Raw genomic sequence first — 25009 nt, forward strand, 5'->3', positions numbered from 1 at the left:
GCTCCCCCCATGTCCGATCCGACGCGCGTGTTCGACGACCTGCGTGACGAGAGCGAGGAACTCGACCGGCTGGTAGCCGAGTTGAGGCCGGAGGGCTGGGCCTTCGAGACGCCCGCCGCCCGCTGGACCGTCGCCCACCAGATCGCCCACCTGGCCTGGACCGACCACTCCGCCCTGCTCGCCGTGACGGACGAGGAAGCGTTCCGGGTGCTGGTCGAGAAGGCGCTCGCAGCTCCCGAGACGTTCGTGGACGCGGGTGCACAGGAGGGAGCCGCGAAGACGCCCGTCCAGCTTCTCGCCGACTGGCGGGCCGGGCGGACGGCCCTGCTGGCAGCCCTGTACGCCGCACCCACAGGAGTCCGTTTCCCCTGGTACGGCCCACCCATGTCGGCCGCCTCCATGGCCACCGGTCGGCTGATGGAGACCTGGGCCCATGGGCAGGATGTCGCCGACGCGGTCGGTGTGGTCCGGCCACCTACGGACCGGCTCCGGCACGTGGTGCGCATCGGTGTGCGCGCACGTGACTTCGCCTTCGGTGTGCATGGGCTCACCCCGCCGAGCGAGGAGTTCCGGGTTGAACTCCGCGCTCCCTCCGGTGAGTTGTGGGTCTACGGCCCTGAAGACGCTCCCCAACGTGTCACCGGCCCCGCCCTCGACTTCTGCCTCCTCGTCACCCAGCGCGCCCACCGCACCGACCTCGCCGTGGAGGCGGTCGGCCCCGACGCCGATCGCTGGCTCGACATCGCCCAGGCCTTCGCGGGGCCACCCGGTACTGGACGCCCACCGAAGCCGAACGGGGCCGGACAGTGACCTCCACCGTCGCCCCCCTCCGCATAGGCAACGCCTCCGGCTTCTACGGCGACCGCTTCGACGCCCTCCGCGAGATGCTCACCGGCGGTCAGCTGGACTTCCTCACCGGTGACTACCTCGCCGAGCTGACCATGCTCATCCTGGGACGGGACCGGCTGAAGGACCCCGGCGCCGGGTACGCCCGTACCTTCCTCAAGCAGTTGGAGGAGTGTCTCGGGCTCGCCCAGGAGCGCGGGGTGCGGATCGTCACCAACGCCGGGGGACTGAATCCCGCTGGACTCGCCGACGCCGTACGGAAGTTGGCCGACAGGCTCGGGATAGCCGTACGGGTCGCGCATGTCGAGGGGGACGATCTCGCCGGGCGGTATCCGGACGCCCTTGCCGCGCACGCCTATCTCGGTGGCTTCGGGATCGCCGCTTGTCTTGATGCGGGGGCCGATGTCGTGGTCACCGGGCGGGTCACCGATGCCGCCCTGGTCACCGGGCCTGCCGTCGCTCACTTCGGGTGGGGGGCCGACGACCACGACCGGCTCGCGGGGGCCGTGGTCGCCGGGCATGTGCTGGAGTGCGGGACCCAGGCGACCGGCGGCAACTACGCCTTCTTCACCGAGCACGCGCCCGAAAAGCTCCGCCGCCCCGGCTTTCCGCTCGCCGAGATCCATGAGGACGGCTCCTGCGTCATCACCAAGCACCCCGGCACGGGGGGAGTCGTGGACCTCGGTACCGTCACCGCGCAACTCCTCTACGAGACGCACGGCGCGCGCTATGCCGGTCCCGATGTCACCGCCCGCCTCGACACCGTCCGGATCGGTGAGGACGGGACAGGGGCCGGGGCCGGGGTCGACCGGGTCCGGATCGAGGGTGTGCGGGGGGAGGCTCCGCCGCCGAGCCTCAAGGTCGGGCTCAACCGGCTGGGCGGCTTCCGCAACGAGGTCACCTTCGTGCTCACCGGGCTCGACATCGAGCGCAAGGCCACGCTCGTCCGGGAGCAGATGGAGGCCGCGTTCGGCGAGGGAAACGCCAAGTCCCGGCCCGGCGAACTCCGTTGGGATCTCGCCCGTACCGACCATGCGGACGCCTCCACCGAGGAGACCGCCAGCGCACTGCTGCGGCTCGTCGTGCGGGATGCCGATCCGGAGGTCGTCGGGCGGGCGCTGAGCGCCGCCGCCGTCGAACTCGCACTGGCCAGTTACCCCGGCTTCCATGTGCTGACCCCACCTGGAAAGGGAGCGCCCTATGGCGTCTTCGATGATGTGTATGTCCCCCATGGTGACGTCGACCATGTGGCCGTCCTCCACGACGGGCGCCGGATTCCTGTGGCCCCGGCCCACGACACCCGCGTACTGGAAGACCTTCCGCAGCCGGCCCTCCCCGGGCCTCCGCCGGACGGGCCCACGGCGCGGGCGCCCCTTGGTCTGGTCGCCGGGGCCCGTAGCGGTGACAAGGGAGGGAACGCCAACGTGGGGGTGTGGGCGCGTACGGATGAGGCGTGGCGCTGGCTCGCCCATGCGCTGACCGTCGAGCGGTTCAAGCAACTCCTGCCGGAGACCGCCGAGTTGGACGTCACGCGGCACGTCCTGCCCAACCTCCGCGCCCTCAACTTCGTCGTCGAGGGGATTCTCGGCGAGGGCGTCGCCGCCCAGCACCGTTTCGATCCGCAGGCCAAGGCCCTGGGCGAATGGCTGCGTTCCCGTCGTCTGGACATACCGGAGGCCCTCCTGTGACCGTCCTTCCGACCGCCCTGGACACCAACGGTCCCGACTACACGGCCCACCGCGAGGCCATGCTCGCCAAACTCGGCGAACTCGACGCCGAGCACGCGAAGGCGCTCGCCGGTGGCGGGTCGAAATACGTCGAACGGCACCGCAAACGCGGCAAGTTGCTCGCCCGCGAGCGCATCGAACTGCTCCTCGACCCCGACACCCCCTTCCTCGAACTCTCCCCGCTCGCCGCCTGGGGCAGCGACTACGCGGTCGGCGCCTCACTCGTCACCGGCATCGGGGTGGTGGAAGGCGTGGAGTGCCTGATCACCGCCAACGACCCCACCGTGCGCGGGGGAGCCAGTAATCCGTGGTCGCTGAAGAAGGCCCTGCGCGCCAACGACATCGCCCTCGCCAACCGCCTCCCCTGCATCAGCCTCGTCGAGTCCGGCGGCGCCGATCTCCCGTCCCAGAAGGAGATCTTCATCCCCGGCGGCGCCATCTTCCGCGACCTGACCCGCCTCTCGGCCGCCGGCATCCCGACGATCGCCGTCGTCTTCGGCAACTCGACCGCAGGCGGCGCGTACATCCCCGGCATGTCCGACCACGTGATCATGGTCAAGGAACGGGCGAAGGTGTTCCTCGGCGGGCCGCCGCTCGTGAAGATGGCGACCGGCGAGGAGAGCGACGACGAGTCGCTCGGCGGCGCCGAGATGCACGCGCGCGTCTCGGGCCTCGCGGACCACTTCGCCGTCGACGAGCAGGACGCGCTGCGCCAGGCGCGCCGCGTCGTCGCCCGCCTCAACCACCGCAAGGCGTACGGCGATCCGGCCCCGGCGGCACCTCCCAAGTACGACGAGGACGAACTCCTCGGCATCGTCCCGGGGGACCTCAAAACCCCCTTCGAGCCGCGCGAGGTCGTCGCCCGCCTCGTCGACGGCTCCGACTTCGACGAGTTCAAGCCCCTCTACGGCACCAGCCTGGTGACGGGCTGGGCCGCCCTGCACGGCTATCCCGTCGGCATCCTGGCGAACGCCCAAGGCGTCCTCTTCAGCCAGGAGTCCCAAAAGGCCGCCCAGTTCATCCAGTTGGCCAACCAGCGCGACATCCCGCTGCTCTTCCTGCACAACACCACCGGCTACATGGTCGGCAAGGAGTACGAACAGGGCGGCATCATCAAGCACGGCGCGATGATGATCAACGCCGTCAGCAACAGCCGCGTACCGCATCTGTCCGTACTCATGGGCGCCTCGTACGGCGCCGGCCACTACGGCATGTGCGGCCGCGCCTACGACCCCCGCTTCCTCTTCGCCTGGCCCAGCGCCAAGTCCGCCGTCATGGGCCCCCAGCAACTCGCCGGCGTCCTGTCGATCGTCGCCCGCCAGTCGGCCGTGGCGAAGGGGCAGCCCTACGACGAGGACGCGGACGCGGCGCTGCGCGCCATGGTGGAGCAGCAGATCGAGTCCGAGTCCCTGCCGATGTTCCTGTCGGGGCGGCTGTACGACGACGGTGTCATCGACCCGCGCGACACCCGCACCGTCCTCGGCCTGTGCCTGTCCGCCATCCACACCGCGCCCTACGAGGGCGCGCGCGGCGGCTTCGGCGTCTTCCGGATGTGAGGCCCATGACCGACATGAGGGACCACATGATCGCGACCGTCCTTGTCGCCAACCGGGGCGAAATCGCCTGCCGGATCTTCCGCACCTGCCGCGAACTCGGCATCCGCACGGTCGCCGTCCACTCGGACGCCGACGAGCACGCGCTCCACGCACGCGTGGCCGACGCGACGGTACGGCTGCCCGGCTCGACGCCCACGGAGACTTATCTACGAGGGGAGTTGATCGTGAAGGCGGCCGTCGCGGCGGGCGCGGACGCGGTCCACCCCGGCTACGGCTTCCTCTCCGAGAACGCCGACTTCGCCCGCGCCGTCCAGGCCGCCGGCCTGCTCTGGATCGGCCCCCCGCCCGAGGCGATCGAGGCCATGGCCTCCAAGACCCGCGCCAAGCAACTGATGGGCATCGCGCCCCTGGAACACGTCACCGAGAACGACCTCCCGGTCCTGGTGAAGGCCGCGGCGGGCGGCGGCGGTCGCGGCATGCGCGTCGTACGCCAACTCGCGGACCTGGAAGCCGGGTTGACGGCAGCCCGCGCCGAGGCGACCAGCGCCTTCGGCGACGGCGAGGTCTTCGTCGAGCCCTACGTGGAGGGCGGCCGACACGTCGAGGTACAGATCCTCGCCGACACCCACGGCACGGTCTGGGCCCTCGGCACCCGCGACTGCTCCCTCCAGCGCCGCCACCAGAAGGTCATCGAGGAGTCCCCGGCCCCGGGCCTGCCGGATCAACTGGCTGAAGAACTATGCGAGTTGGCGGTACGCGCCGCCCGCGCGGTCGCCTACGAAGGCGCCGGAACGGTCGAGTTCCTGATCTCCCCCGACAACAAGGCCCACTTCCTGGAGATGAACACCCGCCTCCAGGTCGAACACCCGGTGACAGAGGCCGTGTTCGACATAGACCTGGTGGCCCTCCAACTGCGCATCGCGGAAGGCGAGCCCCTCGAAAGCGACCCCCCGCACCCGCGCGGCCACGCCATAGAAGCCCGCCTCTACGCCGAGGACCCGTCCCACGACTGGACCCCCCAGACCGGCACCCTGCACCGCATAGCCGTCCCGAACGGCGTCCGCCTCGACGCTGGCTACACCGACGGCGACACCATAGGCATCCACTACGACCCGATGCTCGCCAAGGTCGTAGCCCACGCCCCCACCCGCGCCGAAGCCCTCCGCAAACTCGCCGGGGCCCTGGAACGGACGACCATCCACGGCCCGATCACCAACCGCGCCCTCCTCGTCAACTCCCTTCGCCACAAGGAGTTCACGACCGCCCACATGGACACGGGCTTCTACGACCGCCACCTCGCGGAACTCACCCAACAAGCCCCCGACCCGCACGCCCCCCTCGCCGCAGCCCTCGCCGACACCCACGGCCGCTCCCGCTTCGGAGCAGGCGGCTGGCGCAATCTCCCCTCCCAGCCCCAGACCAAGCGCTACACCATGGCGGGCGAGGAGCACGAGGTCCAGTACCGGCACACGCGGGAAGGCCTGACGGCGGACGGGGTGCGCGTCATCCATGCGGACGCCGGTCGAGTCGTCCTCGAAGTGGACGGCGTGCAAAGGAAGTTCGAGGTCGCGAGCTACGGCGACGACCAGGTGTACGTGAACGCGACGACCCTGACCGCCCTCCCTCGTTTCCCCGACCCAGCCGCCCAACTGGCCCCCGGCTCCCTCCTCGCCCCCATGCCGGGCACGGTGGTGAGAGTGGCGGACGGCCTGACCGTAGGAGGCCAAGTAACCGCAGGTGAGCCCCTGTTGTGGCTAGAGGCAATGAAGATGGAACACAGGATCACAGCCCCGGCAACAGGCACGCTAACGGCCCTGAACGCAGTACCTGGCCAACAGGTACAGCTAGCCGCCCTATTGGCGGTAATCAAGCCCACCTAAGGGGCGCGGGGCTGTATCTATATGCGGCTACCGCCGCGCGAGCGCGACCAGCCACGACGAGGGAGCCACATGCCCACGACCGAAACCGAAGAACACAAGGCCCTACGTTCAGCCGTCTCCGCCCTAGGAAAACGCCACGGCCGCACCTACGACCGAGAACAACTCTGGTCCGAGGCAGCCAAGCTCGGCTACCTGGGCGTCAACCTCCCCGAGGAATACGGCGGCGGCGGAGGCGGGATCTCCGAACTATCCATAGTCCTGGAGGAGTTGGGCGCAGCCGGCTGCCCCCTCCTCATGATGGTCGTGTCCCCGGCGATCTGCGGCACGGTCATCGCCCGCTTCGGCACAGAAGCCCAAAAACAAACCTGGCTCCCCGCGCTGGCAGACGGCACCCGCACCATGGCCTTCGGCATCACGGAACCCGACGCCGGCTCCAACAGCCACCGCATCACCACCACAGCCCGCAAAGACGGCACGGACTGGCTCCTCACCGGCCGCAAGGTCTTCATCTCCGGCGTCGACCTGGCCGACGCGACCCTCATAGTCGGCCGCACGGAAGACTCCCGCACAGGCCGCCTCAAGCCCCGCCTGTTCATCGTCCCGCGCGACGCACCCGGCTTCACCCGCCGCCAGATAGACATGGAACTCCAGGCCACGGAGAAGCAGTTCGAGCTGACCCTGGACGACGTACGACTCCCGGCGGACGCACTCGTAGGAGACGAGGACGCGGGCCTGCTCCAGCTCTTCGCCGGTCTCAACCCCGAACGCATCATGACCGCCGCCTTCGCGATCGGCATGGGCCGCTACGCACTCGCCCGAGCCATCGAGTACGCCCGCGACCGCACCGTATGGGACGCCCCCATCGGCGCCCACCAGGCCATCGCCCACCCCCTCGCCCAGGCGCACATCGACCTCGAACTCGCCCGCCTGATGATGCAGAAGGCGGCGTACCTGTACGACGCCGGTGACGACATGGGCGCGGGCGAGGCCGCCAACATGGCCAAGTACGCCGCCGGCGAGGCCTGCGTGCGAGCGGTGGACCAGTCCGTGCACACCCTCGGCGGCAACGGCCTCACGCGGGAATTCGGGCTCGCCTCGTTGATAACTGCCGCGCGCGTGGCTCGTATTGCTCCGGTGAGCCGGGAGATGATTCTCAACTACGTCTCCCACCAGACCCTGGGCCTGCCCAAGTCGTACTAACCCAAGGCCCGAAGCCTGCCCAAGGCCCGCCCGAAGCCCGCCAGAAGCCCAGTGCCGCGCCAGGAGGAACCATGTTCCGCAGCGAGTACGCAGACGTTCCGGCCGTCGAACTCCCCATCCACGACGCGGTGTTGGCCCGGGCCGCCGAGTTCGGCGACGAACCCGCGCTGGTGGACGGCACGGACGGCACCACGCTCACGTACACCCAACTCGACGCGTTCCACCGGCGGATCGCGGCCGGCCTCGCGGACGCGGGCGTGCGCAAGGGGGACGTCCTCGCCCTGCACAGCCCCAACACGGTCGCTTTCCCCCTGGCGTTCTACGCCGCCACGCGCGCGGGTGCCTCCGTCACGACGGTGCACCCGCTCGCCACCCCGGAGGAGTTCGCCAAGCAGTTGCGCGACTCGGCGGCCCGCTGGATCGTCACCCTGTCACCACTCGTCGACGCGGCACGCCGTGCCGCCGAACTCGCGGGCGGCGTCGAGGAGATATTCGTCTGCGACAGCGCGCCGGGACACCGTTCACTCGCCGACATGCTCGGCTCCACGGCCCCCGAGCCGGTGGTCGACATCGACCCCGTGACGGACGTGGCGGCCCTCCCGTACTCCTCGGGCACGATGGGCACCCCCAAGGGCGTGATGCTCACCCACCGTCAAATAGCCACAAACCTGGCCCAGTTGGAGCCCGCGGTCCCCACTGGCCCCGGCGACCGCATCCTCGCCGTCCTCCCCTTCTTCCACATCTACGGTCTGACGGCCCTGATGAACGCCCCCCTGAGGAAGGGCGCCGCAGTCGTCGTCCTCCCGCGCTTCGAGCTGGAGACCTTCCTCGCGGCCATCGAGAACCACCGCATCACCGGCCTCTACGTGGCCCCGCCCATAGTCCTGGCCCTCGCCAAGCACCCGGCGGTCGCGCAGTACGACCTCTCGTCCCTCAAATACATCATCAGCGCCGCCGCCCCCCTCGACGCGAACCTCGCCGCCGCCTGCTCCCAACGCCTGGGCCTGCCACCCGTAGGCCAGGCGTACGGCATGACGGAACTCTCCCCGGGCACCCACGTGGTCCCCGTACGGGACATGCCCACCGCGCCCCCGGGAACCGTAGGCAAACTCATCGCCGGCACCGAGATGCGGATCGTCTCCCTCGACGACCCCGACAAGGACCTCGGCATCGGCGAGGCGGGCGAACTCCTCATCCGCGGCCCCCAGGTGATGAAGGGCTACCTCGGCCGCCCCGACGACACCGCCGCGATGATCGACCAGGACGGCTGGCTGCGCACCGGGGACGTCGGCTACGTGGACGACGGCGGCTGGACGTTCGTCGTCGACCGGGTCAAGGAACTCATCAAGTACAAGGGCTTCCAGGTGGCCCCCGCCGAACTGGAGGCCCTCCTGCTCACCCACCCAGGCATCGCCGACGCGGCCGTCGTGGGCGAGTACAACGACGCCAACAACGAGGTCCCGCACGCCTACGTGGTCCGCCAGCAGACCGCCCTGGACCTCTCCCAGAGCGAGGTCCTGATGTACGTCGCCGAACGCGTCGCCCCGTACAAACGCGTCCGCATGGTCAGCTTCATCGAGGCCGTCCCCCGAGCCGCCTCCGGCAAGATCCTGCGCCGGGAACTGCGAGGCCGCGCATGACGGTGATCGGTCGTACACGCGCGCGTGGCATCGAGACCCTGAGCCTGGACTCACCGGCGACCAGGAACGCGCTGTCGGCCTCCCTGGTAAGCGAGTTGGCGGACGCTCTGACGGAGTGCGCGAAGGACGCCGACGTACGGGCGATCGTCCTCACCCACACCGGCAACACGTTCTGCGCGGGCGCGGACCTACGGGACCCGCCACCCCCGGACGCCCTGGTGGCCGTACTCCGCCAGATCATCGAACTCCCCAAGCCGGTGGTCGCGCGAGTGACGGGCCACGTAAGGGCAGGCGGCCTGGGCCTGCTCGCGGCCTGCGATATCACGGCAGCGGCGACCGAGTCCGCCACCTTCGCCTTCACCGAGGTACGGATCGGCGTGGCCCCGGCGGTCATCTCCCTCCCCCTCCTTCCCCGCACGGACCCGCGAGCCCTGGCCCGCTACTACCTCACCGGCGAGCGTTTCGACGCCACGGAAGCGACCCGCGCAGGCCTGCTGACGCTCACGGGAGAGGACGTGGACGAGGCCCTCGCACCGATCCTCGACGGCCTGCGCCGAGCCGCTCCCGAGGCCCTGGCCGAGACGAAACGGCTGCTCACGGCTAGGGTGCTGGAAACCTTCGACCGGGACGCGGCCGACCTGACCGCGCTCTCGGCACGGCTGTTCGGCTCCGCGCAGGCCCGCGAGGGGATGACAGCATTCCTCGAACGACGGGATCCCGCATGGGTGGTGTGAGCGCGACGACGGCGCCGGGCGCGGTCGACCGCAGACCCAAGCAGGACCGCAGCCGCGCCACCCGCCAACGCCTCCTGGAAGCCGCCGTGTCCTGCCTCGCCGAACACGGCTGGGCCGGCTCCACGGTCTCCGTCGTGGCCGAACGCGCCGGCGTCTCCCGAGGCGCCGCCCAACACCACTTCCCCACCCGCGAGGACCTCTTCACGGCAGCGGTCGAGTACGTCGCCGAGGAACGCTCCACGGCACTCCGTTCCCTCTTCCCCCAGGGCGCCGCAGACCGCCGAGCCGTGATCGAGGCGTTGGTCGACCTCTACACGGGCCCGTTGTTCCGCGCGGCCCTCCACCTCTGGGTAGCCGCGTCGAACGAGGACCAACTCCGCCCCCGGGTAACCGAGTTGGAGGCGAAGGTGGGCCGAGAGACTCACCGCATAGCGGTGGAGCTGCTGAACGCGGACGAGTCCCAGCAGGGGGTGCGCGAAACAGTCCAGGGTCTCCTGGACATGGCGAGGGGCTTGGGCCTGGCCAACCTGCTCACGGACGACAGGGCCAGGCGGCAGCGGGTGGTAGCCCAATGGGCAGCACTCCTGGAACACGCCTTGGGGTGAGGTTCTCAGGGGCGCGGGGAACTGCGCGACCAGCCACATCCGGCCCGCAGTCGCCCCCACACCTCAGCCCCCTCTTCAGTGGGCGATATCCGAGAACCCCTCGATCGACTGAGGCCCACGTGACTCCGGCCCCACATACCGAGCGGACGGCCGCACAAGCCGCCCCGTCCGCTTCTGCTCAAGAATGTGCGCCGACCACCCCGCCGTACGCGCACACGTGAACATCGACGTGAACATGTGCGCCGGCACCTCGGCGAAGTCCAGCACGATCGCCGCCCAGAACTCGACGTTGGTCGCCAGCACCCGATCAGGCCGCCGCGCATGCAACTCGGCAAGCGCGGCTTTTTCCAACGCCTCGGCAATTTCGAACCGCGGCGCCCCCAACTCCCGCGCGGTACGCCGCAGTACACGAGCCCGAGGATCCTCGGCCCGGTACACCCGGTGCCCGAACCCCATCAACCGTTCACCCTTGTCGAGCGCCTGCCGCACATACGCCTCGGCATCCCCGGTCCGCTCGATCTCCTCGATCATCCCGAGCACCCGGGACGGCGCCCCACCATGCAGAGGCCCGGACATCGCACCCACGGCACCGGACAGCGCGGCGGCGACATCGGCACCGGTGGACGCGATAACCCGAGCCGTAAAGGTTGACGCGTTCATCCCATGCTCCGCGGCGGACGTCCAATACGCGTCCACGGCAGCCACATGCTTCGGATCCGGCTCCCCCCGCCACCGGATCATGAACCGCTCGACGACCGAGTGCGCCTTGTCGATCTCACTCTGCGGAACCATCGCGTTCCCCTGCCCGCGCGCGGACTGGGCGACGTACGACAGCGCCATGACGGCCGCGCGGGCGAGGTCGTCGCGGGCCTGCTCCTCGTCGATGTCGAGGAGCGGCTTGAGGCCCCACACGGGCGCGAGCATGGCCAGCGCGGACTGTACGTCGACGCGGATGTCCCCCGAGTGCACCGGGATCGGGAACGGCTCGGCGGCCGGCAGCCCGGGGTTGAAGGCGCCGTCGACGAGCAGGCCCCAGACGTTGCCGAACGAGACGTGGCCGACCAGATCCTCGATGTCGACGCCCCGGTACCGCAGGGCGCCGCCCTCCTTGTCCGGTTCGGCGATCTCCGTCTCGAAAGCGACGACTCCTTCGAGTCCAGGTACAAAGGAGGGGTCGAGGTCGGACATCAGGCGGCTCCTCATGCTGTGGCTCCACGGTCACGGAGGACTCGCGGGCCGAAGATAGAGACATCAGCACCATAACGCCGAGTGCCATACAAGGGGAGGGTCTACGGCACTGAGTGCCACCCGAACTCGCGACCGTAGGCGACGGCCCACGAGGGCAGGCGACCCCGCGTGACCGCAGACGGCTACACGCATCCGCCCCCGCCCGCCCGGCGCCGTACGGCAGGATGATCGTGTGACCGACCGCGATCCCACCGACCGTGATCCCCGCCTCGACCCCGCCGCGATGCGCGAGCAGTACCGCGCGGAGGGCCTCGACGAGAAGGACCTCGCAGCCGACCCCATGACACAGTTCGGCCGCTGGTTCGAGGAGGCAGCGCTCCAGGACCTGGTCTACGAGCCGAACGCCATGGTCGTCTCCACCGCCGACGCCGACGGCCGCCCCAGCTCCCGCACGGTCCTCCTCAAGCACTACGACGCCCAGGGCTTCGTCTTCTACACGAACTACGACTCCCGCAAGGCCCGCGAACTCGGCGTCAACCCGTACGTCTCGCTGCTCTTCCCCTGGCACCCGATGGCCCGCCAGGTCCTGGTCACCGGCACCGCCCGCCGCACCGGCCGCGACGAGACCGCCGCGTACTTCCGCACCCGCCCGCACGGCTCCCAACTCGGCGCCTGGGCCAGCACCCAGTCCGCGGTGATCCACTCCCGAGCCGAACTGGAGTCCTCGTACGCCGACCTGCTCGCCCGCTACCCCGAGGGCGAACAGGTCCCGGTCCCCCCGCACTGGGGCGGCTTCCGCATCGCCCCCCAGACGGTCGAGTTCTGGCAGGGCCGGGAAAACCGTCTCCACGACCGCCTCCGCTACACCGCGCAACCCTCCGCCACCTGGCGAGTGGACCGCCTGAGCCCCTGACGTCACAGAGCACCCGAAACACAGACGACCCGCGAGCTCAGGTCCCTCCGCCTCACAGCGGGGGAGCCGGCCGGACGTACCGGCGAGCTCGCGGGTCGGGTGACTGCTGGAGATTGGGCCGGCTGCACGCATGTCTCACGTGCGGGTCCGGCACCGCACTGGGTGTGGCGACGGGCCGCTAGCCCGCAGTCACCTCACGCGTCCGGTTTCCATACATCTGCCGAACCACCTCCCTTCTCGTGTGCACCACACACTAGGAACCGCTCGGCGACGGATCAACCGCTTTTTCGGGATGTCGACGGCGGCGGCTCCGGGCGACCGCCGTATCCGTATCCGTCGCCCCGCTGGAGGAGCCGCAGATTCCGGTGAGAGACGTTGATACGACCTCTCGGCGTCGCCAGACTGTGCTGCCCCCTGGCCCGGACGGAGATACGGCCGGTCCACATGCCCGCCCACTTGCCGGAGGGCACCGTGGCCCGTACGAGATCCCCGGTGACGTACCCGAAGTGCCGCTTGGTACGAGCCCGGCGAAGCCGGGGAAAGCCGAACCGGTCCGGAGTCGTGCGGGCGTAGGAGCCGTGCCCGGTGGCCTTGGCGACGAGCACCCGCTCCGGGTACCGCACGATCGCGTCGCCGCGTTCGTGGTCGAGGCGTCCGACGGACAACGCGTCCAGGGTGTGTGTCTTGGCCAGGCCCATGGCGCCGCGGTTGGCTTTCGTGCGCCTGCCCGACCAGGCGTGTACGGGCCTGCCGAGGGTGCCCAGGGCCTCCGTGAGCTGCCAGCGGGTCGCGTTCATGGCCGCGGCGTCGTGGAGCGGTGCCCTGGCCTGTCCGAGGATTCTCGCGAGGCGGTCGGGCCGGTCGGCGAGGAAGGTCTCCACCGGGGTACTGCCTTTGGCCTCGTTGCAGGGGACGCAGGCGAGGACGAGGTTCGAGACACGGTCGGAGCCGCCGCGGCTGCGGGGCCTGAGGTGCTCGATGTTCAGGGGTACGCCGCTCACGTCGCAGTAGGCGCAGGCGCTGTTCCACTTGGTGCGGAGGTAGGCGCGGGCGGTGGCTCCGGCGAGTGGGCCCTGCCCGTACTCGGCTTCGGACAGGGGCCTTCCCGCACTCATGGAATGGGTGTCGAACGCGACGCGTTCGACGTGGACTTCGCTGACGGGGGTGTAGCGGCACAGGCGCGTCGCGAGGGAGAGGACGGTCTCGACCCGGTGGCGCAGGGAGGGTGGCAGCCATCCTGCGGGACGGGTCCGGTTGTCCGAACGAGGCGCTCGGTAGCGGCAGTTGGCCGAGCGGCGTCTGCGCCGGTAACCGGCGCGTTGCCGCATGCACAGGCGGATCTGATCGCCGCGATGCCCGAGTTCGATCGAGAACAGCCCCCGCCTGACGGTGACGGTGGCGCCCTCTTGGCCCACTTCCTTCTTCTCGTCGGTGACGACGAGGCCGGTGCCTTTCGCGCCGGGGTCGATGCGCAACTGCACTCCGTCGACTTCCGATTCGACGAGCGCGCGGTCCTTCAGCCGGATGGTGAAGGGCACCTGCCGGGCGACCACCGCCCGCCCCTTTCCCAGGAGTTCGCGGGCGCGGGCCGGATGGCAGGGCATGAGAGGCCGCCCGTCCCTGGCGAGCACGAAGACCCTGCTCGCGCCGACCCCGCCCGTGTACGACTGCTGGTGTTCGGGAGCGTCACCGCTCCGGTCCTCTGCCGCCCTCGCCGCCGTGGCAGCGCTCTTGGCGTGACGCCTACGGGCCCTGGTACCGCGCCCGTCGGTCTCCCCTCGCCCATGTTCCCCGACGGTGCCCCGCGCGGTGGCGGGGAGTCCGTGAGCCGTTTCGTCCCTGCTCCCAGGGGTGTCTGCTCCCACGGATTCCAGAGCGGGCCGCTGAGGAAGCACGGCCTGGTGGGTCTGCTCGCCCACGGGAAACGTAGTCATCGGGGTACCTCCCTGATCTCTGCGATCGCGATGACTGGGGCTGGCCACCCTGCGTCCGTCCGCCGGGGCGGCGCGGACTCCGGTCGATGCCCGGGGAGCGAGTGGCCTCCTTTCCGAAGTGTGCGACCGACGCTAGAGACCGCGTTCTGCCTGCGGGGCTTGATCCAACAGAAGTCGCCCGTTCGTGCGAACAGGCCGGATTCGTCGAACGCGTAGCCGATCTTCCTGCTATCCGCGCACAGATGCCGGTCTGCTCGCCTAGCGTCCTGCCATGACAGAACAGCGTGTGGAGCGGGGAGCGGTGACGGACCTTCGCATCGAACCGGTGGATCCAGAGGCTGAGGACTCACTCCAGGACTGGCGACACGTCCACAACCTGATCGTGCCGCCCGCCGCGATGTCCTTCGACGAGGTGCGGGAGCGGAGCGGGCGGAACCGGCTGGAGAACGCGTACCTGGGGGATGTCCTCGTGGGCTGCTCCACCGTGCGGCCCCCGCAGGGCGAGGACGCGGTGGCGACCGTCATCGCGCGCGTGCTGCCCGAGTTCCGGCGGCGCGGCTACGGAGCCGCCCTCTACGGAAACGGCCGCGCGCGCGCGTGCGCTCGGCGCCGGTGCGATCGAGACCGTCGTCCTGGCCACCAACACGGACGGGCTGCGGTTCGCCGAGGCCCTGGGTTTCGTCGAGACCGAGCGCTATGTGCTGGACGGCGAGACCGACTTGTGGATCACTCTGCGGTTGCGGTCGTAGTCGCGGTTTCCGTGGGCCAGGGCAGGACTGTCAACTCCGGCTACGACGAGGTTGTTTGGAAGAGGCACCCCGTGGTCAGGTTCAAGCCGGCGTCGTCCGTAGCGCGGGGAGTTGTTGGTTGTTCGTTGAGCCGGAGGCGAACCGGCGTCGTACAACGATTCCCTCAATCTTGCGGGAACTCGGTGTGTGCTGCGTCACGTTCGAGTTCAATGAGGGGGAGTGAGTGAACCGACGCGTCGTGTCCGCGGACGCAGCCTGCAGGGGGTCCAGGTGAGTGCTTCCCGGCGTAGTGGGACCACCGATGAGTTGGGTCCCGACGAGCCCGAGCGGGACGGTGGGCCCGAAGGGGTCGGTGGATCCGACCTGTTGGCCGCGTTGCTGGACGGGATGGACGCGGCGTTGTGCGCGTTCGACGCGGACGGGGTGCTGACGCACTGGAACCGCGAGGCGGAGCGCATCCTGGGCTGGACCGCGGCCGAGGCCGTGGGGCGGCAGGGGCTCGCCGGGTGGGCCGTACGGAGTGCGGACGCCGAGGAGGTCGAGGGGCGGCTCATGTCCGCCATGCAGGCCCCTGGGCGGCAGGTCAACGAGTTCGCCCTGCTGACCAAGGACGGCGGGCGGGTGCTTGTGCGGACCCAGTCCGCCGCCGTGCGCGGGCCCGACGGGAAGCCCGCCGGGGTCTACTGCGCCTTCAGTGAAGTGCATGCCCAGATCGACCTTGAGCGGTCAATTGCCCTGAGCGAGGCCCTCTTTGAGGATGCCTCCTGGGGTGTTGTGCTTGTTGATGCCGATTTGCGCCCCGCCGTTGTCAATTCCCATGCCGCTCGTGCTCTTGGTACCGGGCGTACCTCCGTGCTCGGGCGGCCTCTGGGGGAGCTGCTCGCCCAAGGGGTCGAGGAGTTGGAGGCCGCGCTCACCCACGTGCTCGCCGAAGGTGCGCCGCCGGCGCCCGCGGAGATCTGGGTGAGCGTACGGACGCCGGAGGGCAATCTCCGGCGCTGCTGGCGGAGTGGCTTCCTGCGGCTCGCCTCGCCGCTCACCGAGGAACCGGTGCCGCTCGGCGTCGGCTGGCTCTTCCAGGACGTCACCGAGGCCAAGCAGCTGGAGCAGGAGGCGTCGTTGCTGCGCTTCCGTGCCCAGCAACTGCACCGCGCCGCCCGCGCCGCCGCCGAGTGCGAGGACCCGCGCGACGCGGCGACCGTCCACCTCGACTTCGCCCTCGCCGGCTTCGCCGACCACGCCCTCATCGACCGGGTCGCGGGCGGATCGTTGAACGATGCTGATGGGGTACGTAGTGGTACGGCGGCCGTACGGCTCATTCGGGTCGCCGCTACGCCCACGGGGGCACCCGGCCCCAGCCTCCTCACCGGCGCCGCCGGACTGCCCGTGCGCTACGGAGAGGGGCATCCCGCCCTGCAGTGCGTCGAACGCGTCGGCTCCGTGCGGGCCAGTATCGGCACCGTCCCGCCCGAGCAGGCCCGCGAGTGGGCCCGGGTCAGGCAGTGGCCCACGGACGCCGTGCACGCCCTGTGCGCGGTGCTGCGCAGCCGGGGGCGGACCCTGGGCGTCGTGACGTTCCTACGGGGCGCCGGGCGCAGCCAGTTCGAACGCTCCGACTCGATCTACGCCGAGGATGTGGCCGTACGGATCGCCGCCGCGCTGGATCTGGCGGAGGCGGCGGGCAGGAAGTGACCCACTACTGGCGAGAAGTGAGCCACTACTAGGCCGCCGCTCAGTCAGGCCGCCGCTCAGTACTGGTAGAAGATGCGGTCCCGGTACTCCTCGAACACCCGGCCGTTCCACTCGTGGCCGCCGTCCACGTTCCCGGAGCGCAGCAGCGGCGGCTCGATGCCTCGGTCGGCCAGGGTCGCCGCCGCCGTCGCCATGACCGCCTGGAGGAGGGCCGTGGTGACGGCCGTGGAGGCGGGGGCGAAGGGGGCCGGGATGGTGTCGAGGGTGAGTTCCGCGTCGCCGATCGCGATCTTCGAGTCGAGGACGACGTCGCAGTGGTCCTTCAGATACGTCCCCGAGGAGTGCCGTGACGTCGTCTCCGAGGCGTACGCCACCGACGTCACGCCGATGACCCGGACGCCGAGGGAGCGGGCCTTCATGGCCATCTCCACGGGGAGCGCGTTGCGCCCGGACAGCGAGATGATCACTAGGGCGTCTCCGGAGCGCAGCGGTGACGTCTCCAGGACGACGGTCGCGAGGCCGTCGACACGCTCCAGGGCGGAGCCCAGCGTGGCCGGCATGACGTCGACGCCGACGACTCCGGGGACGGTGAGCAGGTTCATCAGGGCGAGCCCGCCCGCGCGGTAGACGACGTCCTGGGCCGCGAGGGAGGAGTGCCCGGCACCGAAGGCGAAGAGGCGCCCGCCGTCGGCGACCGTGTCCGCGAGGAGCGTGCCGGCCGCCTGGACGGAGTCGGCCTCTTCGTCGCGGACCCGCTGGAGGAGGGTGATCGCGGCGTCGAAGAACTGGCCGGCCGGCGTACGGTCGCTCATGCGGAAGCTCCTTCGGTACGGTTGCCATGCGGCTGTGTCGCGGATCACCGTGCGGTCTGGACCAGCGCGCTGTCAATACGGCGGGCAAGGCCGGGGAACCCGGGTGGCGGGCCGCCGCGCAGGGGCCCACAGGTGGCCGTAACCGGCTGGTTTCAGCGGCGCGGCACGGTTGTCAGTGGTATGCGTCAGAATTGAGTCCAGGGCCAGCGCACGCGCCGCGGAGCCGTCGAGCTTCGGGCAGAGGTAATCGAGGGGCACGTATGTCCGGACTGATCGACACCACGGAGATGTATCTCCGCACCATCCTTGAGCTTGAGGAGGAAGGTGTGGTCCCCATGCGCGCCCGCATCGCCGAGCGGCTCGACCAGAGCGGCCCGACGGTGAGCCAGACGGTGGCGCGCATGGAGCGCGACGGCCTGGTGGCCGTGGCCAGCGACCGCCATCTGGAGCTGACCGACGAGGGCCGCCGGCTCGCCACGCGCGTGATGCGCAAGCACCGGCTCGCCGAGTGTCTGCTCGTCGACGTGATCGGCCTGGAGTGGGAGCAGGTGCACGCCGAGGCCTGCCGCTGGGAGCACGTGATGAGCGAGGCCGTGGAGCGCCGCGTCCTTGAGCTGCTGCGCCACCCCACGGAGTCGCCGTACGGCAATCCGATCCCCGGGCTTGAGGAGCTGGGCGAGAAGGACGGGGCGGACCCGTTCCTGGACGAGGGCATGGTGTCGCTGGCCGACCTCGACCCGGGTGTCGACGGCAAGACCGTCGTCGTACGGCGGATCGGCGAGCCCATCCAGACGGACGCGCAGCTGATGTACACGCTCCGGCGCGCGGGCGTGCAGCCCGGCTCGGTCGTGAGCGTGACGGAGTCGGCGGGCGGGGTGCTGGTGGGCAGCGGCGGTGAGGCGGCCGAGCTGGAGTCGGAGATCGCCTCGCACGTGTTCGTGGCCAAGCGCTGAGCCGAGGGTCGAGGGGTGGGCCGAGCGCTGAGCTGCGGGTAGTTCAACTCGCGGGGCGCGAGGGGTAGTTGTGGCGTTCCGGCGGGGGCGTCGGCGAACTCGGCCAATCCGAGATTCAGTGCGCTGAATCGCAGCGCTCCGGCGCTTCGCGTGCCAGGCTGTCGCGTAAGGCATATGACCGTGAGGGGGACGGGAGGATGTGCCGTAGACGTGGAGAGGGCCCCGGCGCCGTGCGGCGCCGGGGCCTGTCCTCCCCTGTGCTGACCCGGAGCCCCGAGCTCTCAAGGTCATCCCCTTCGGACCGGTTTCCCCGAGCGGTCCGCCTCCCGCTGAAGATCTCCCCTCGGCAGCGCCGATCATTCCTTGAGCCGTGTCACTCGAACGAGGGGTGTTACGGCCGGAGACAGTGTTTTCGAATCTGTATTCGATAACCTGTGGGTGATGAAACCAGCGGGGCATGAGCTGTAGGAAGAGACGAGCGAGAGAAGAGACGGCGGCAGGAAGAAACGGCACAGGCGGCAGAGCGTGGTTCACAGGACCGGTGGGCTCGAAGCGGGAGCGAGCGGTCCGTGCGGAGCTAGGGGGGTGCCAGGACCAATGGCGCGGCGCATCGACGTGACCGGAGCAGGCGGCGTACGCCTGGCCGCATGGGAGTTCGCGGACCCGCCCAAGTCGGGGGAGATCGAGCGGGCACCCGGAGTTCTGTTACTGCACGGCCTGATGGGCCGTGCCTCGCACTGGGCGTCCACCGCCCGCTGGCTCTCCGAACGGCACCGCGCCGTCGCCCTCGACCAGCGCGGCCACGGCCAGAGCGAGAAGCCGCCCCGGGCGGCCTTCACCCGCGAGGCCTACGTCGAGGACGCGGAGGCCGCGCTGGAGCAGTTGGGGCTCGCTCCGGTCGTCCTCATCGGGCACGCGATGGGCGCGCTCACGGCGTGGCAGCTCGCGGCGAAACGGCCTGATCTGGTGCGGGGGTTGATCATCTGCGACATGCGGGCGTCCGCGCTGGGCGCGGCCTCGCAGCGGGAGTGGGCCGACTGGTTCGAGTCCTGGCCCGTTCCCTTCGCCACGCTTGCGGATGTCCGCAAGTGGTTCGGGGAGGACGATCCGTGGGTGGAGCGGCCGAATCCGTCCCGGGGGGAGTTCTACGCCGAGGTCATGCACGAGTCCGCCGACGGGTGGCGTCCGGTGTTCGAGCCTGAGCAGATGCTGAAGTCGCGGGAGACGTGGGTGTACGACGCGCACTGGGAGGAGCTGGCTCAGGTGCAGTGTCCTGCGCTGGTTGTTCGGGGGCTTGACGGGGAGTTGGGGCGGGCCGAGGCGCAGGAGATGGTGCGGGTGCTGCCGCGAGGGGAGTATGCGGAGGTGGCTGACGCCGGGCATCTGGTGCACTACGACCAGCCCGAGGCCTGGCGGGCGGCTATCGAGCCGTTTCTTGATGGGGTGCTGGTGTGAGGTGGGCGCCTAGGGGGGTGGGGGGCTCTGTTGTGTGGCGGGTGCGGGTGTGTTGTGGCTGGTCGCGCAGTTCCCCGCGCCCCTGAAAGCCGTAGGTCCCGTGGGCTGGAAAGTTGCCGTCCCCCGCGATCCTGAAAAGCGCCGCTCCCGCGCCCCCGAGAAGCGCCGCTCCCGCGCCCCCGAGAAGCGCCGCTCCCGCGCCCCCGAGAAACGCCGCTCCCGCGCGCCTGAGATGCGCCGCTCCCGCGCCCCCGAGAAGTGCCGCTCCCGCGCCTCTGTGGGAATCGCCCGACCCCGTGCTGAAGAGTCAGCCCTTGCTGACCGCCGCCAAGATCTCCGGGAGCCGCCTCGCTGTCCCGGGTGCCGCCAGCCGTAGCCCCGCGTACGTGAGCGCCGCCCCGTACCCCGCCCCCGCGGGCAACAGCACCCAGTTCCACTGGTCCCCGTCCGCGCTGACGTTCGCCCAGATGGTGAGGATGATGACGGGGGCGCAGAGGAGGGCCGCGGAGATCATGCCGCCGAAGATGGAGATCCAGGCGAGGCCGGCCTGGCCTGGGGCGACGTTCTTGTGGGTGCCCTGGGGGATGGAGTAGGGGAAGCGGGCCGAGGTCCAGGCGCCGGTCGCGAGCATCGCGCCGAGGAGGGCGAAGGAGAGGCCGAGGACCTCCGGGAGCCGGGACCAGTCGCCGAGCAGCGCTGTCGTCAGGACGGTGACCAGCGCCGCGTACGGCAGGGTGATCACCAGCAACGCCAGGGCGCGGGCCCGGAGTTCGACGTAGGCGTCCCGCGTCGTGGAGATCGTCATCGCGACCATCCAGAACGCGGACGTGTCCTGGCCGAACTGGTTGTACATCTGGATGCCGAGCATCCCGGCCGCGAAGCACGCGAAGTACACCGAGCCCGTGCCCTGCAACGCGTTGAACACCGGCACGATCAGGCCGATCGCCAGCGAAGTCACCCACGCCGCCTTGGTCTTGGGGTCGCGCCAGACGTAGCGCAGGCTGCGTTCCATGACCGTTCCGGTGCGGCCGGACGGGAGGAGACGGGCCAGGCCACCGGCGGACGCCTTGTCCTTCGCCGCCGGTTCCGCGGACTGGAGCGTCGAGCCGTCCGGTGCCGTCATCAGCTTGGTCAGGCTGCGCGACCAGAGGAGCAGGCAGGCTGCCAAAGCTCCCACGGACAGGGCCAGTTGGGCGGTCGCCAGGCCGTACGAGCCCTTGCTCACCGAGTCCACCGCGCCGAGCGCCGACGCCGGTGGCACCCAGCGCAACACCTCTGCCGGCGCGTCGAGTTGGGACAGTCCGGTCGAACCCAGGCGCTGCACACCGAAGTTGACCAACTGCACGCCGACCGCGATCACCAGCCCGCTCAGCACCGCCAGGTCCCGGCCCCTGCGGCTGGTCAGCAGGCGGATGTTGGCCGCGGCGACCGCCCGCGCGAGGGCCACGCAGATCAGCAGGGAGAGCACGAGGGCGAGGACCGCCGTGACGTACGCGGCGGCGCCGTGCGCCACCGCGATCACGGACCCCAGCAGCAGTATCAGCGTGAACAGCGGCCCGATGCCGACCAACGAGGCCGCCAGCAGCGCTCGTACCAAGGGCTGGGGCCGAAGTGGCAGCATCACCAGGCGAGTTGGGTCGAGGGTCTCGTCGCCGGTCGGGAAGAACACCGGCATCACCGCCCAGCCCAGCCCCAGCACCGCCACCAGGATGACGACCACGGAGGCCGCGTGCGTGTTCCCGCGCAGCGAGATCAGCCCGATCAACTGGAGCGCGGCGAACAGCAGTGCCACGACCGCCGACGCGACGTACGCGGCCCGCCGGCCACCGGACTGCCGTAGACCGTTGCGGAGCAGGGACAGCTTCAGGCGTACGACGACAGGGGTGATCGAGGCCGTTACGGTGCTCTCGCTCATCGGGTGCCGCCGCCCAGCCAGTCGAGGTCGGAGCTGTGGTCGCGGGCGCCCGCTCCGACGAGTTCGAGGAACGCCTGCTGGAGGGTGGGGGATTCGCCGCGCACCTCCGCCAGGGTGCCCTGGGCGCGGATGCGGCCGGCGGCCATCACGGCGACCCAGTCGCAGAGGGACTCGACGAGTTCCATGACGTGGGAGGAGAAGACGACGGTGGCGCCGGAGGCGGTGTAGCGCTCCAGGACGCCCCGGATGGTCTGCGCGGAGACCGGGTCGACGCCCTCGAACGGCTCGTCCAGGAACAGGACTTCGGGGTTGTGGAGGAGAGCGGCGGCGAGCCCGATCTTCTTGCGCATACCGGTCGAGTAGTCGACGACGAGCTTGTGCTGCGCCCCGGCCAGGTCGAGCACGTCGAGAAGCTGCGTGGCCCGCTTGTCGACCTCGGCACCGGGCAGCCCCCGCAACCGCCCGCTGTACCCGAGGAGTTCACGCCCCGACAGCCGCTCGAAGAGCCGCAGCCCTTCCGGCAACACCCCGATCCGCGCCTTCACGGCCACGGGGTCCTGCCACACGTCGTGCCCGACGACCTCGACACTCCCCTGATCGGGCCGCAGCAACCCGGTCACCATGGAGAGGGTCGTGGTCTTCCCGGCTCCATTGGGCCCGACCAGCCCGATGAACTTCCCCGCGGGCAGTTCGAGATCGATCCCGGCAACAGCAACCTGCTGCCCGAACCGCTTCCAGAGCCCACGCACACTTACAGCCGACGTCATGGAAGCCAACCTAGGGGCGCGGGGAACTGCGCGACCAGCCACCCCCAACCGGCACTCGCGAAACTACCGATCCCGTCCACACGCATAGGCGAGCGGCGAGATCAACTCCTCCGCATCCGGCAGCCAACGGTTGGCCGCAGTCGGCCGACAAGCCCACTGCACAGCCCCCCGAGACCCGAACCGCGTGGGCGGCGCGGCCACATACCCACCCTCACCCAGCACCACAAGATCAAGGGAAGCCGGCGCCCACCCGATCCTCCGCACCAGATCCGGCACCTTCACCGAAGCCCCCGGCAGCACGAAGAACTCCATCCGCCGCGCCGGCGTCAACGTCACGGGCCCCAGCGTCAACTCCATGCGCTCCATCCGGGCCAGCGCGAGGAACCCCGAACTCTCCGGGACGGAAATCGCGTCGAACGTCCGCCCCGTGGGCAGCAGAATCGAAGCCGCCGGCTGCTTCTGCCACATCCGCCGCGCGACCGTCGCACTGCCCGTCGCCTGCGTCGCCCAGTCCTCACGCGCCGGGTGTGCGCCGGGTGCGGCGCACGCGGGGTCGCCGCAGGAGCAGTGCTGCACCCCGTCGACGGCTTCCAGCCAGGTGCCGGGGAAGACGTCCCAGTGGCGCTCCTCGGCGTAGCGTACGGCTGTCTCCAGCAGCGATTCCCCGCGCTGCTTCGGAATCTGAGCGGCTTCGGTGCCCGCGATCGTCTCTTCCACGCCCAACACAACTCCCGCACCCACCTGGAGTTACGGGCGTAGCGCGCGCGGGGGAGGGGCATCGATTCCGCAACTGGGGCGCATGGAGGCATGTGCGGGGGCGCGCGGGAGGAACGACAGCGGGAGTTGGGTAGCCAGGTGTGGGGCGAGCACCAGGTTTTACCCCGGCATTCCTCGCATGCTTCGCATTTTCGCCATGTTCGCTGGGCATTGATCTTCACGGCCGGATCTTTTCGCTTCAGGGGTTGTTCCCAGGGGGTACGCCATGGCCGCAAGGCCACTTGTCGCGCGGCAGCCGAACGAACGGCTGCAGGCGCTCATCCAGGAGGCGGGGTGCTCGAACGCCGGGCTGGCCCGCCGGGTCAACATGTGCGGCGCCGAGCACGGTCTCGACCTGCGCTACGACAAGACGTCCGTGGCCCGTTGGCTGCGGGGGCAGCAGCCGCGCGGGCGGGCTCCGGCGATCATCGCCGAGGCACTGGGCCGCAAGCTGGGCCGTACGGTCACGATCGACGAGATCGGCATGGCCAACGGCAAGAACCTCGCGTCGGGCGTTGGCCTGCAGTTCTCGCCGACCGTCCTCGGGGCCATCGAGCAGGTGTGTGAGCTGTGGCGCAGTGACGTGGGGCGCCGGGACTTCCTGTCCGGTTCGTCGGTCGCCGCGTCCGCGCTGGTCGAGCCGAGCCGTGACTGGCTGATCTCCTCGCCGGACTCGCAGGTCGCCCGTGCGGCGGGGCCGCGCGTCGGCCAGTCCGACGTGGCGGCCGTGCGCGCGATGACCCAGGCGCTGAGCGAGCTGGACCACCAGTACGGCAGCGGGCATGTGCGCCCGGTCGTCGTGCACTACCTCAACAGCGTCGTCTCCGGGCTGCTCGCGGGGTCGTACCGGGAGGCCGTGGGGCGTGAACTCTTCGCCGCCGTCGCCCGGTTGACGGAACTCGCCGGCTACATGGCCGTCGACACGGGTCAACCCGGCCTGGCGCAGCGGTACTACATCCAGGCCCTGCGCCTCGCGCAGGCCGCGGGGGACCGGGGCTACGGCGGGTACGTGCTCGCCGCGTCCATGAGTCACCTCGCCGCGCAGCTCGGAAACCCGCGTGAGATCGCCCAGTTGGCGCGGGCGGCGCAGGAGGGGGCGCGTGGGCGCGTGACCCCGCGGGCCGAGGCGATGTTCTACGCGGCGGAGGCGCGCGGGCACGCCCTGATGGGGGACGCGCGGTCGGCGCAGCTCGCGTCGGGGCGCGCGGTGAGCGCGCTGGACGCGGCGGATCCGTCGACCGGGGACGACCCGGCGTGGATCGCGCACTTCGACGAGGCCTATCTGGCCGACGAGTTGGCGCACTGCCACCGCGACCTGGGCCAGGCCGAGGCCGCGGCCCGGTCCGCGCAGGAGTCCCTGGACGGCCACCCCGAGTCGCGGGCGCGCCGCCGGGCCATCGGGTACGTCCTCCTCGCGAGCGCGCAGGTGCAGCAGCGCGAGATCGAGCAGGCCTGCAACACGGGCCTGAAAGCAGTGGAGTTGCTCGGCTCGCTGCGCTCCAACCGGGGCGCCGACTACCTGGAGGACTTCCAGCAGCGGCTGGAGCCGTACCGGGACGAGCCGGTGGTGCGGGAGTTCGGGGCACGGATGGAGTTGCAGGCCGCCGCGTGAACGGCGGGGGGACCAGCAGGTGAACACCGCTCCGGTGCGGAAAGGAGTGCGTACAGCGGCACTTGGAGCGGATGA

General features: G+C 70.3%; 19 protein-coding genes and 1 pseudogene. 14 read left to right on the forward strand and 6 right to left on the reverse strand.

Annotation, left to right across the window (positions count from 1 at the left end; translation table 11 throughout):
• Nucleotides 1-9: 9 nt before the first annotated feature.
• From OG407_RS29590 to OG407_RS29625, 8 genes are all read left to right on the forward strand, one after another.
• The gene (locus tag OG407_RS29590; protein WP_405862651.1) at nt 10-810 is read left to right on the forward strand and encodes a TIGR03084 family metal-binding protein; all 801 of its coding nucleotides are present in this window, start codon (nt 10-12) and stop codon (nt 808-810) included.
• The gene (locus tag OG407_RS29595) at nt 807-2534 is read left to right on the forward strand and encodes an acyclic terpene utilization AtuA family protein (protein WP_405862653.1); all 1728 of its coding nucleotides are present in this window, start codon (nt 807-809) and stop codon (nt 2532-2534) included. The genes OG407_RS29590 and OG407_RS29595 overlap by 4 nt, the downstream gene beginning before the upstream one ends.
• Nucleotides 2531-4129, forward strand: coding sequence for an acyl-CoA carboxylase subunit beta (locus tag OG407_RS29600; RefSeq protein WP_405862655.1), 1599 nt, complete (start codon nt 2531-2533; stop codon nt 4127-4129). Before OG407_RS29595 ends, OG407_RS29600 begins: the two co-directional genes overlap by 4 nt.
• 26 nt (nt 4130-4155) lie before the next feature.
• Entirely contained in the window at nt 4156-6009 is a 1854-nt protein-coding gene (locus OG407_RS29605; RefSeq protein ID WP_405868674.1) for a biotin carboxylase N-terminal domain-containing protein, read from the forward strand.
• Between the two features lie 69 nt (nt 6010-6078).
• The gene (locus tag OG407_RS29610; protein WP_405862657.1) at nt 6079-7209 is read left to right on the forward strand and encodes an acyl-CoA dehydrogenase family protein; all 1131 of its coding nucleotides are present in this window, start codon (nt 6079-6081) and stop codon (nt 7207-7209) included.
• Between the two features lie 71 nt (nt 7210-7280).
• Nucleotides 7281-8849 carry a 4-coumarate--CoA ligase family protein gene (locus OG407_RS29615; protein WP_405862659.1) on the forward strand — a complete coding sequence of 523 codons (1569 nt, stop codon included), beginning with the start codon at nt 7281-7283 and terminating at the stop codon, nt 8847-8849.
• Nucleotides 8846-9583 (forward strand): enoyl-CoA hydratase family protein, encoded by a 738-nt coding sequence (locus tag OG407_RS29620; RefSeq protein WP_405862661.1) that lies wholly within the window; start codon nt 8846-8848, stop codon nt 9581-9583. The genes OG407_RS29615 and OG407_RS29620 overlap by 4 nt, the downstream gene beginning before the upstream one ends.
• Nucleotides 9571-10188 (forward strand): TetR/AcrR family transcriptional regulator, encoded by a 618-nt coding sequence (locus OG407_RS29625; RefSeq protein WP_405862663.1) that lies wholly within the window; start codon nt 9571-9573, stop codon nt 10186-10188. Before OG407_RS29620 ends, OG407_RS29625 begins: the two co-directional genes overlap by 13 nt.
• A gap of 75 nt (nt 10189-10263) precedes the next feature.
• On the opposite strand, the gene OG407_RS29630 is transcribed toward OG407_RS29625, so the two are convergent.
• Nucleotides 10264-11376, reverse strand: a complete 1113-nt coding sequence (locus OG407_RS29630; RefSeq protein WP_405862665.1) for a citrate synthase 2 — start codon at nt 11374-11376, stop codon at nt 10264-10266.
• A 232-nt stretch (nt 11377-11608) separates the two neighbouring features.
• Here OG407_RS29630 and pdxH point away from each other — a divergent pair, with 232 nt between their 5' ends.
• The gene (gene pdxH / locus OG407_RS29635; protein WP_405862667.1) at nt 11609-12289 is read left to right on the forward strand and encodes a pyridoxamine 5'-phosphate oxidase; all 681 of its coding nucleotides are present in this window, start codon (nt 11609-11611) and stop codon (nt 12287-12289) included.
• A 275-nt stretch (nt 12290-12564) separates the two neighbouring features.
• Here the strand turns inward: pdxH and iscB are convergent, their stop codons facing one another.
• The gene (gene iscB, locus OG407_RS29640) at nt 12565-14223 is read right to left on the reverse strand and encodes an RNA-guided endonuclease IscB (protein WP_405862669.1); all 1659 of its coding nucleotides are present in this window, start codon (nt 14221-14223) and stop codon (nt 12565-12567) included.
• Between the two features lie 301 nt (nt 14224-14524).
• Here iscB and OG407_RS29645 point away from each other — a divergent pair.
• Together OG407_RS29645 and OG407_RS29650 are read left to right on the forward strand one after the other, a co-directional pair.
• Nucleotides 14525-14972 (forward strand): annotated as a pseudogene (locus OG407_RS29645) (GNAT family N-acetyltransferase).
• A gap of 270 nt (nt 14973-15242) precedes the next feature.
• Nucleotides 15243-16664 carry a PAS domain-containing protein gene (locus OG407_RS29650; protein ID WP_405862670.1) on the forward strand — a complete coding sequence of 474 codons (1422 nt, stop codon included), beginning with the start codon at nt 15243-15245 and terminating at the stop codon, nt 16662-16664.
• 56 nt (nt 16665-16720) lie between these two features.
• On the opposite strand, the gene OG407_RS29655 is transcribed toward OG407_RS29650, so the two are convergent.
• A complete protein-coding gene (locus OG407_RS29655) occupies nt 16721-17476 on the reverse strand; it encodes an SIS domain-containing protein (protein ID WP_403582592.1) in 756 nt (251 codons plus the stop codon).
• Nucleotides 17477-17736: 260 nt separating this feature from the next.
• On the opposite strand from OG407_RS29655, the gene OG407_RS29660 reads away from it, so the two are divergent.
• Both OG407_RS29660 and OG407_RS29665 read left to right on the forward strand, forming a co-directional pair.
• A complete protein-coding gene (locus OG407_RS29660; protein WP_019057324.1) occupies nt 17737-18429 on the forward strand; it encodes a metal-dependent transcriptional regulator in 693 nt (230 codons plus the stop codon).
• A 597-nt stretch (nt 18430-19026) separates the two neighbouring features.
• Nucleotides 19027-19884, forward strand: coding sequence for an alpha/beta hydrolase (locus tag OG407_RS29665; RefSeq protein WP_365305786.1), 858 nt, complete (start codon nt 19027-19029; stop codon nt 19882-19884).
• Between the two features lie 307 nt (nt 19885-20191).
• Here OG407_RS29665 and OG407_RS29670 read toward each other — a convergent pair whose 3' ends face one another.
• The 3 genes from OG407_RS29670 to OG407_RS29680 all read right to left on the reverse strand — a co-directional run bounded on the left by OG407_RS29670 (nt 20192) and on the right by OG407_RS29680 (nt 23292).
• Nucleotides 20192-21799, reverse strand: coding sequence for a transporter (locus OG407_RS29670; protein WP_405862673.1), 1608 nt, complete (start codon nt 21797-21799; stop codon nt 20192-20194).
• Nucleotides 21796-22566: an ABC transporter ATP-binding protein gene (locus tag OG407_RS29675; protein ID WP_405862675.1), complete on the reverse strand. Its 771-nt coding sequence runs from the start codon at nt 22564-22566 to the stop codon at nt 21796-21798. The genes OG407_RS29670 and OG407_RS29675 overlap by 4 nt, the downstream gene beginning before the upstream one ends.
• A gap of 63 nt (nt 22567-22629) precedes the next feature.
• Nucleotides 22630-23292 (reverse strand): bifunctional DNA primase/polymerase, encoded by a 663-nt coding sequence (locus OG407_RS29680; RefSeq protein WP_327403258.1) that lies wholly within the window; start codon nt 23290-23292, stop codon nt 22630-22632.
• A 256-nt stretch (nt 23293-23548) separates the two neighbouring features.
• On the opposite strand from OG407_RS29680, the gene OG407_RS29685 reads away from it, so the two are divergent.
• Entirely contained in the window at nt 23549-24934 is a 1386-nt protein-coding gene (locus OG407_RS29685) for a transcriptional regulator (RefSeq protein WP_403582600.1), read from the forward strand.
• Nucleotides 24935-25009 lie beyond the last annotated feature (75 nt).

This window comes from Streptomyces sp. NBC_01515 (assembly GCF_045040345.1).
Lineage (GTDB): Bacteria > Actinomycetota > Actinomycetes > Streptomycetales > Streptomycetaceae > Streptomyces.

Bases quoted from the DNA above. Each gene is read 5' to 3' on its own strand.
- OG407_RS29590 (WP_405862651.1), top strand. From the start codon at position 10: ATGTCCGATCCGACGCGCGTGTTCGACGACCTGCGTGACGAGAGCGAG.
- OG407_RS29630 (WP_405862665.1), bottom strand. From the start codon at position 11,376: ATGTCCGACCTCGACCCCTCCTTTGTACCTGGACTCGAAGGAGTCGTC.
- OG407_RS29665 (WP_365305786.1), top strand. From the start codon at position 19,027: ATGGCGCGGCGCATCGACGTGACCGGAGCAGGCGGCGTACGCCTGGCC.
- iscB (WP_405862669.1), bottom strand. From the start codon at position 14,223: ATGACTACGTTTCCCGTGGGCGAGCAGACCCACCAGGCCGTGCTTCCT.
- OG407_RS29675 (WP_405862675.1), bottom strand. From the start codon at position 22,566: ATGACGTCGGCTGTAAGTGTGCGTGGGCTCTGGAAGCGGTTCGGGCAG.
- OG407_RS29670 (WP_405862673.1), bottom strand. From the start codon at position 21,799: ATGAGCGAGAGCACCGTAACGGCCTCGATCACCCCTGTCGTCGTACGC.
- OG407_RS29625 (WP_405862663.1), top strand. From the start codon at position 9,571: ATGGGTGGTGTGAGCGCGACGACGGCGCCGGGCGCGGTCGACCGCAGA.
- OG407_RS29610 (WP_405862657.1), top strand. From the start codon at position 6,079: ATGCCCACGACCGAAACCGAAGAACACAAGGCCCTACGTTCAGCCGTC.
- OG407_RS29660 (WP_019057324.1), top strand. From the start codon at position 17,737: ATGTCCGGACTGATCGACACCACGGAGATGTATCTCCGCACCATCCTT.
- OG407_RS29620 (WP_405862661.1), top strand. From the start codon at position 8,846: ATGACGGTGATCGGTCGTACACGCGCGCGTGGCATCGAGACCCTGAGC.
- OG407_RS29615 (WP_405862659.1), top strand. From the start codon at position 7,281: ATGTTCCGCAGCGAGTACGCAGACGTTCCGGCCGTCGAACTCCCCATC.
- OG407_RS29655 (WP_403582592.1), bottom strand. From the start codon at position 17,476: ATGAGCGACCGTACGCCGGCCGGCCAGTTCTTCGACGCCGCGATCACC.
- OG407_RS29685 (WP_403582600.1), top strand. From the start codon at position 23,549: ATGGCCGCAAGGCCACTTGTCGCGCGGCAGCCGAACGAACGGCTGCAG.
- OG407_RS29605 (WP_405868674.1), top strand. From the start codon at position 4,156: ATGATCGCGACCGTCCTTGTCGCCAACCGGGGCGAAATCGCCTGCCGG.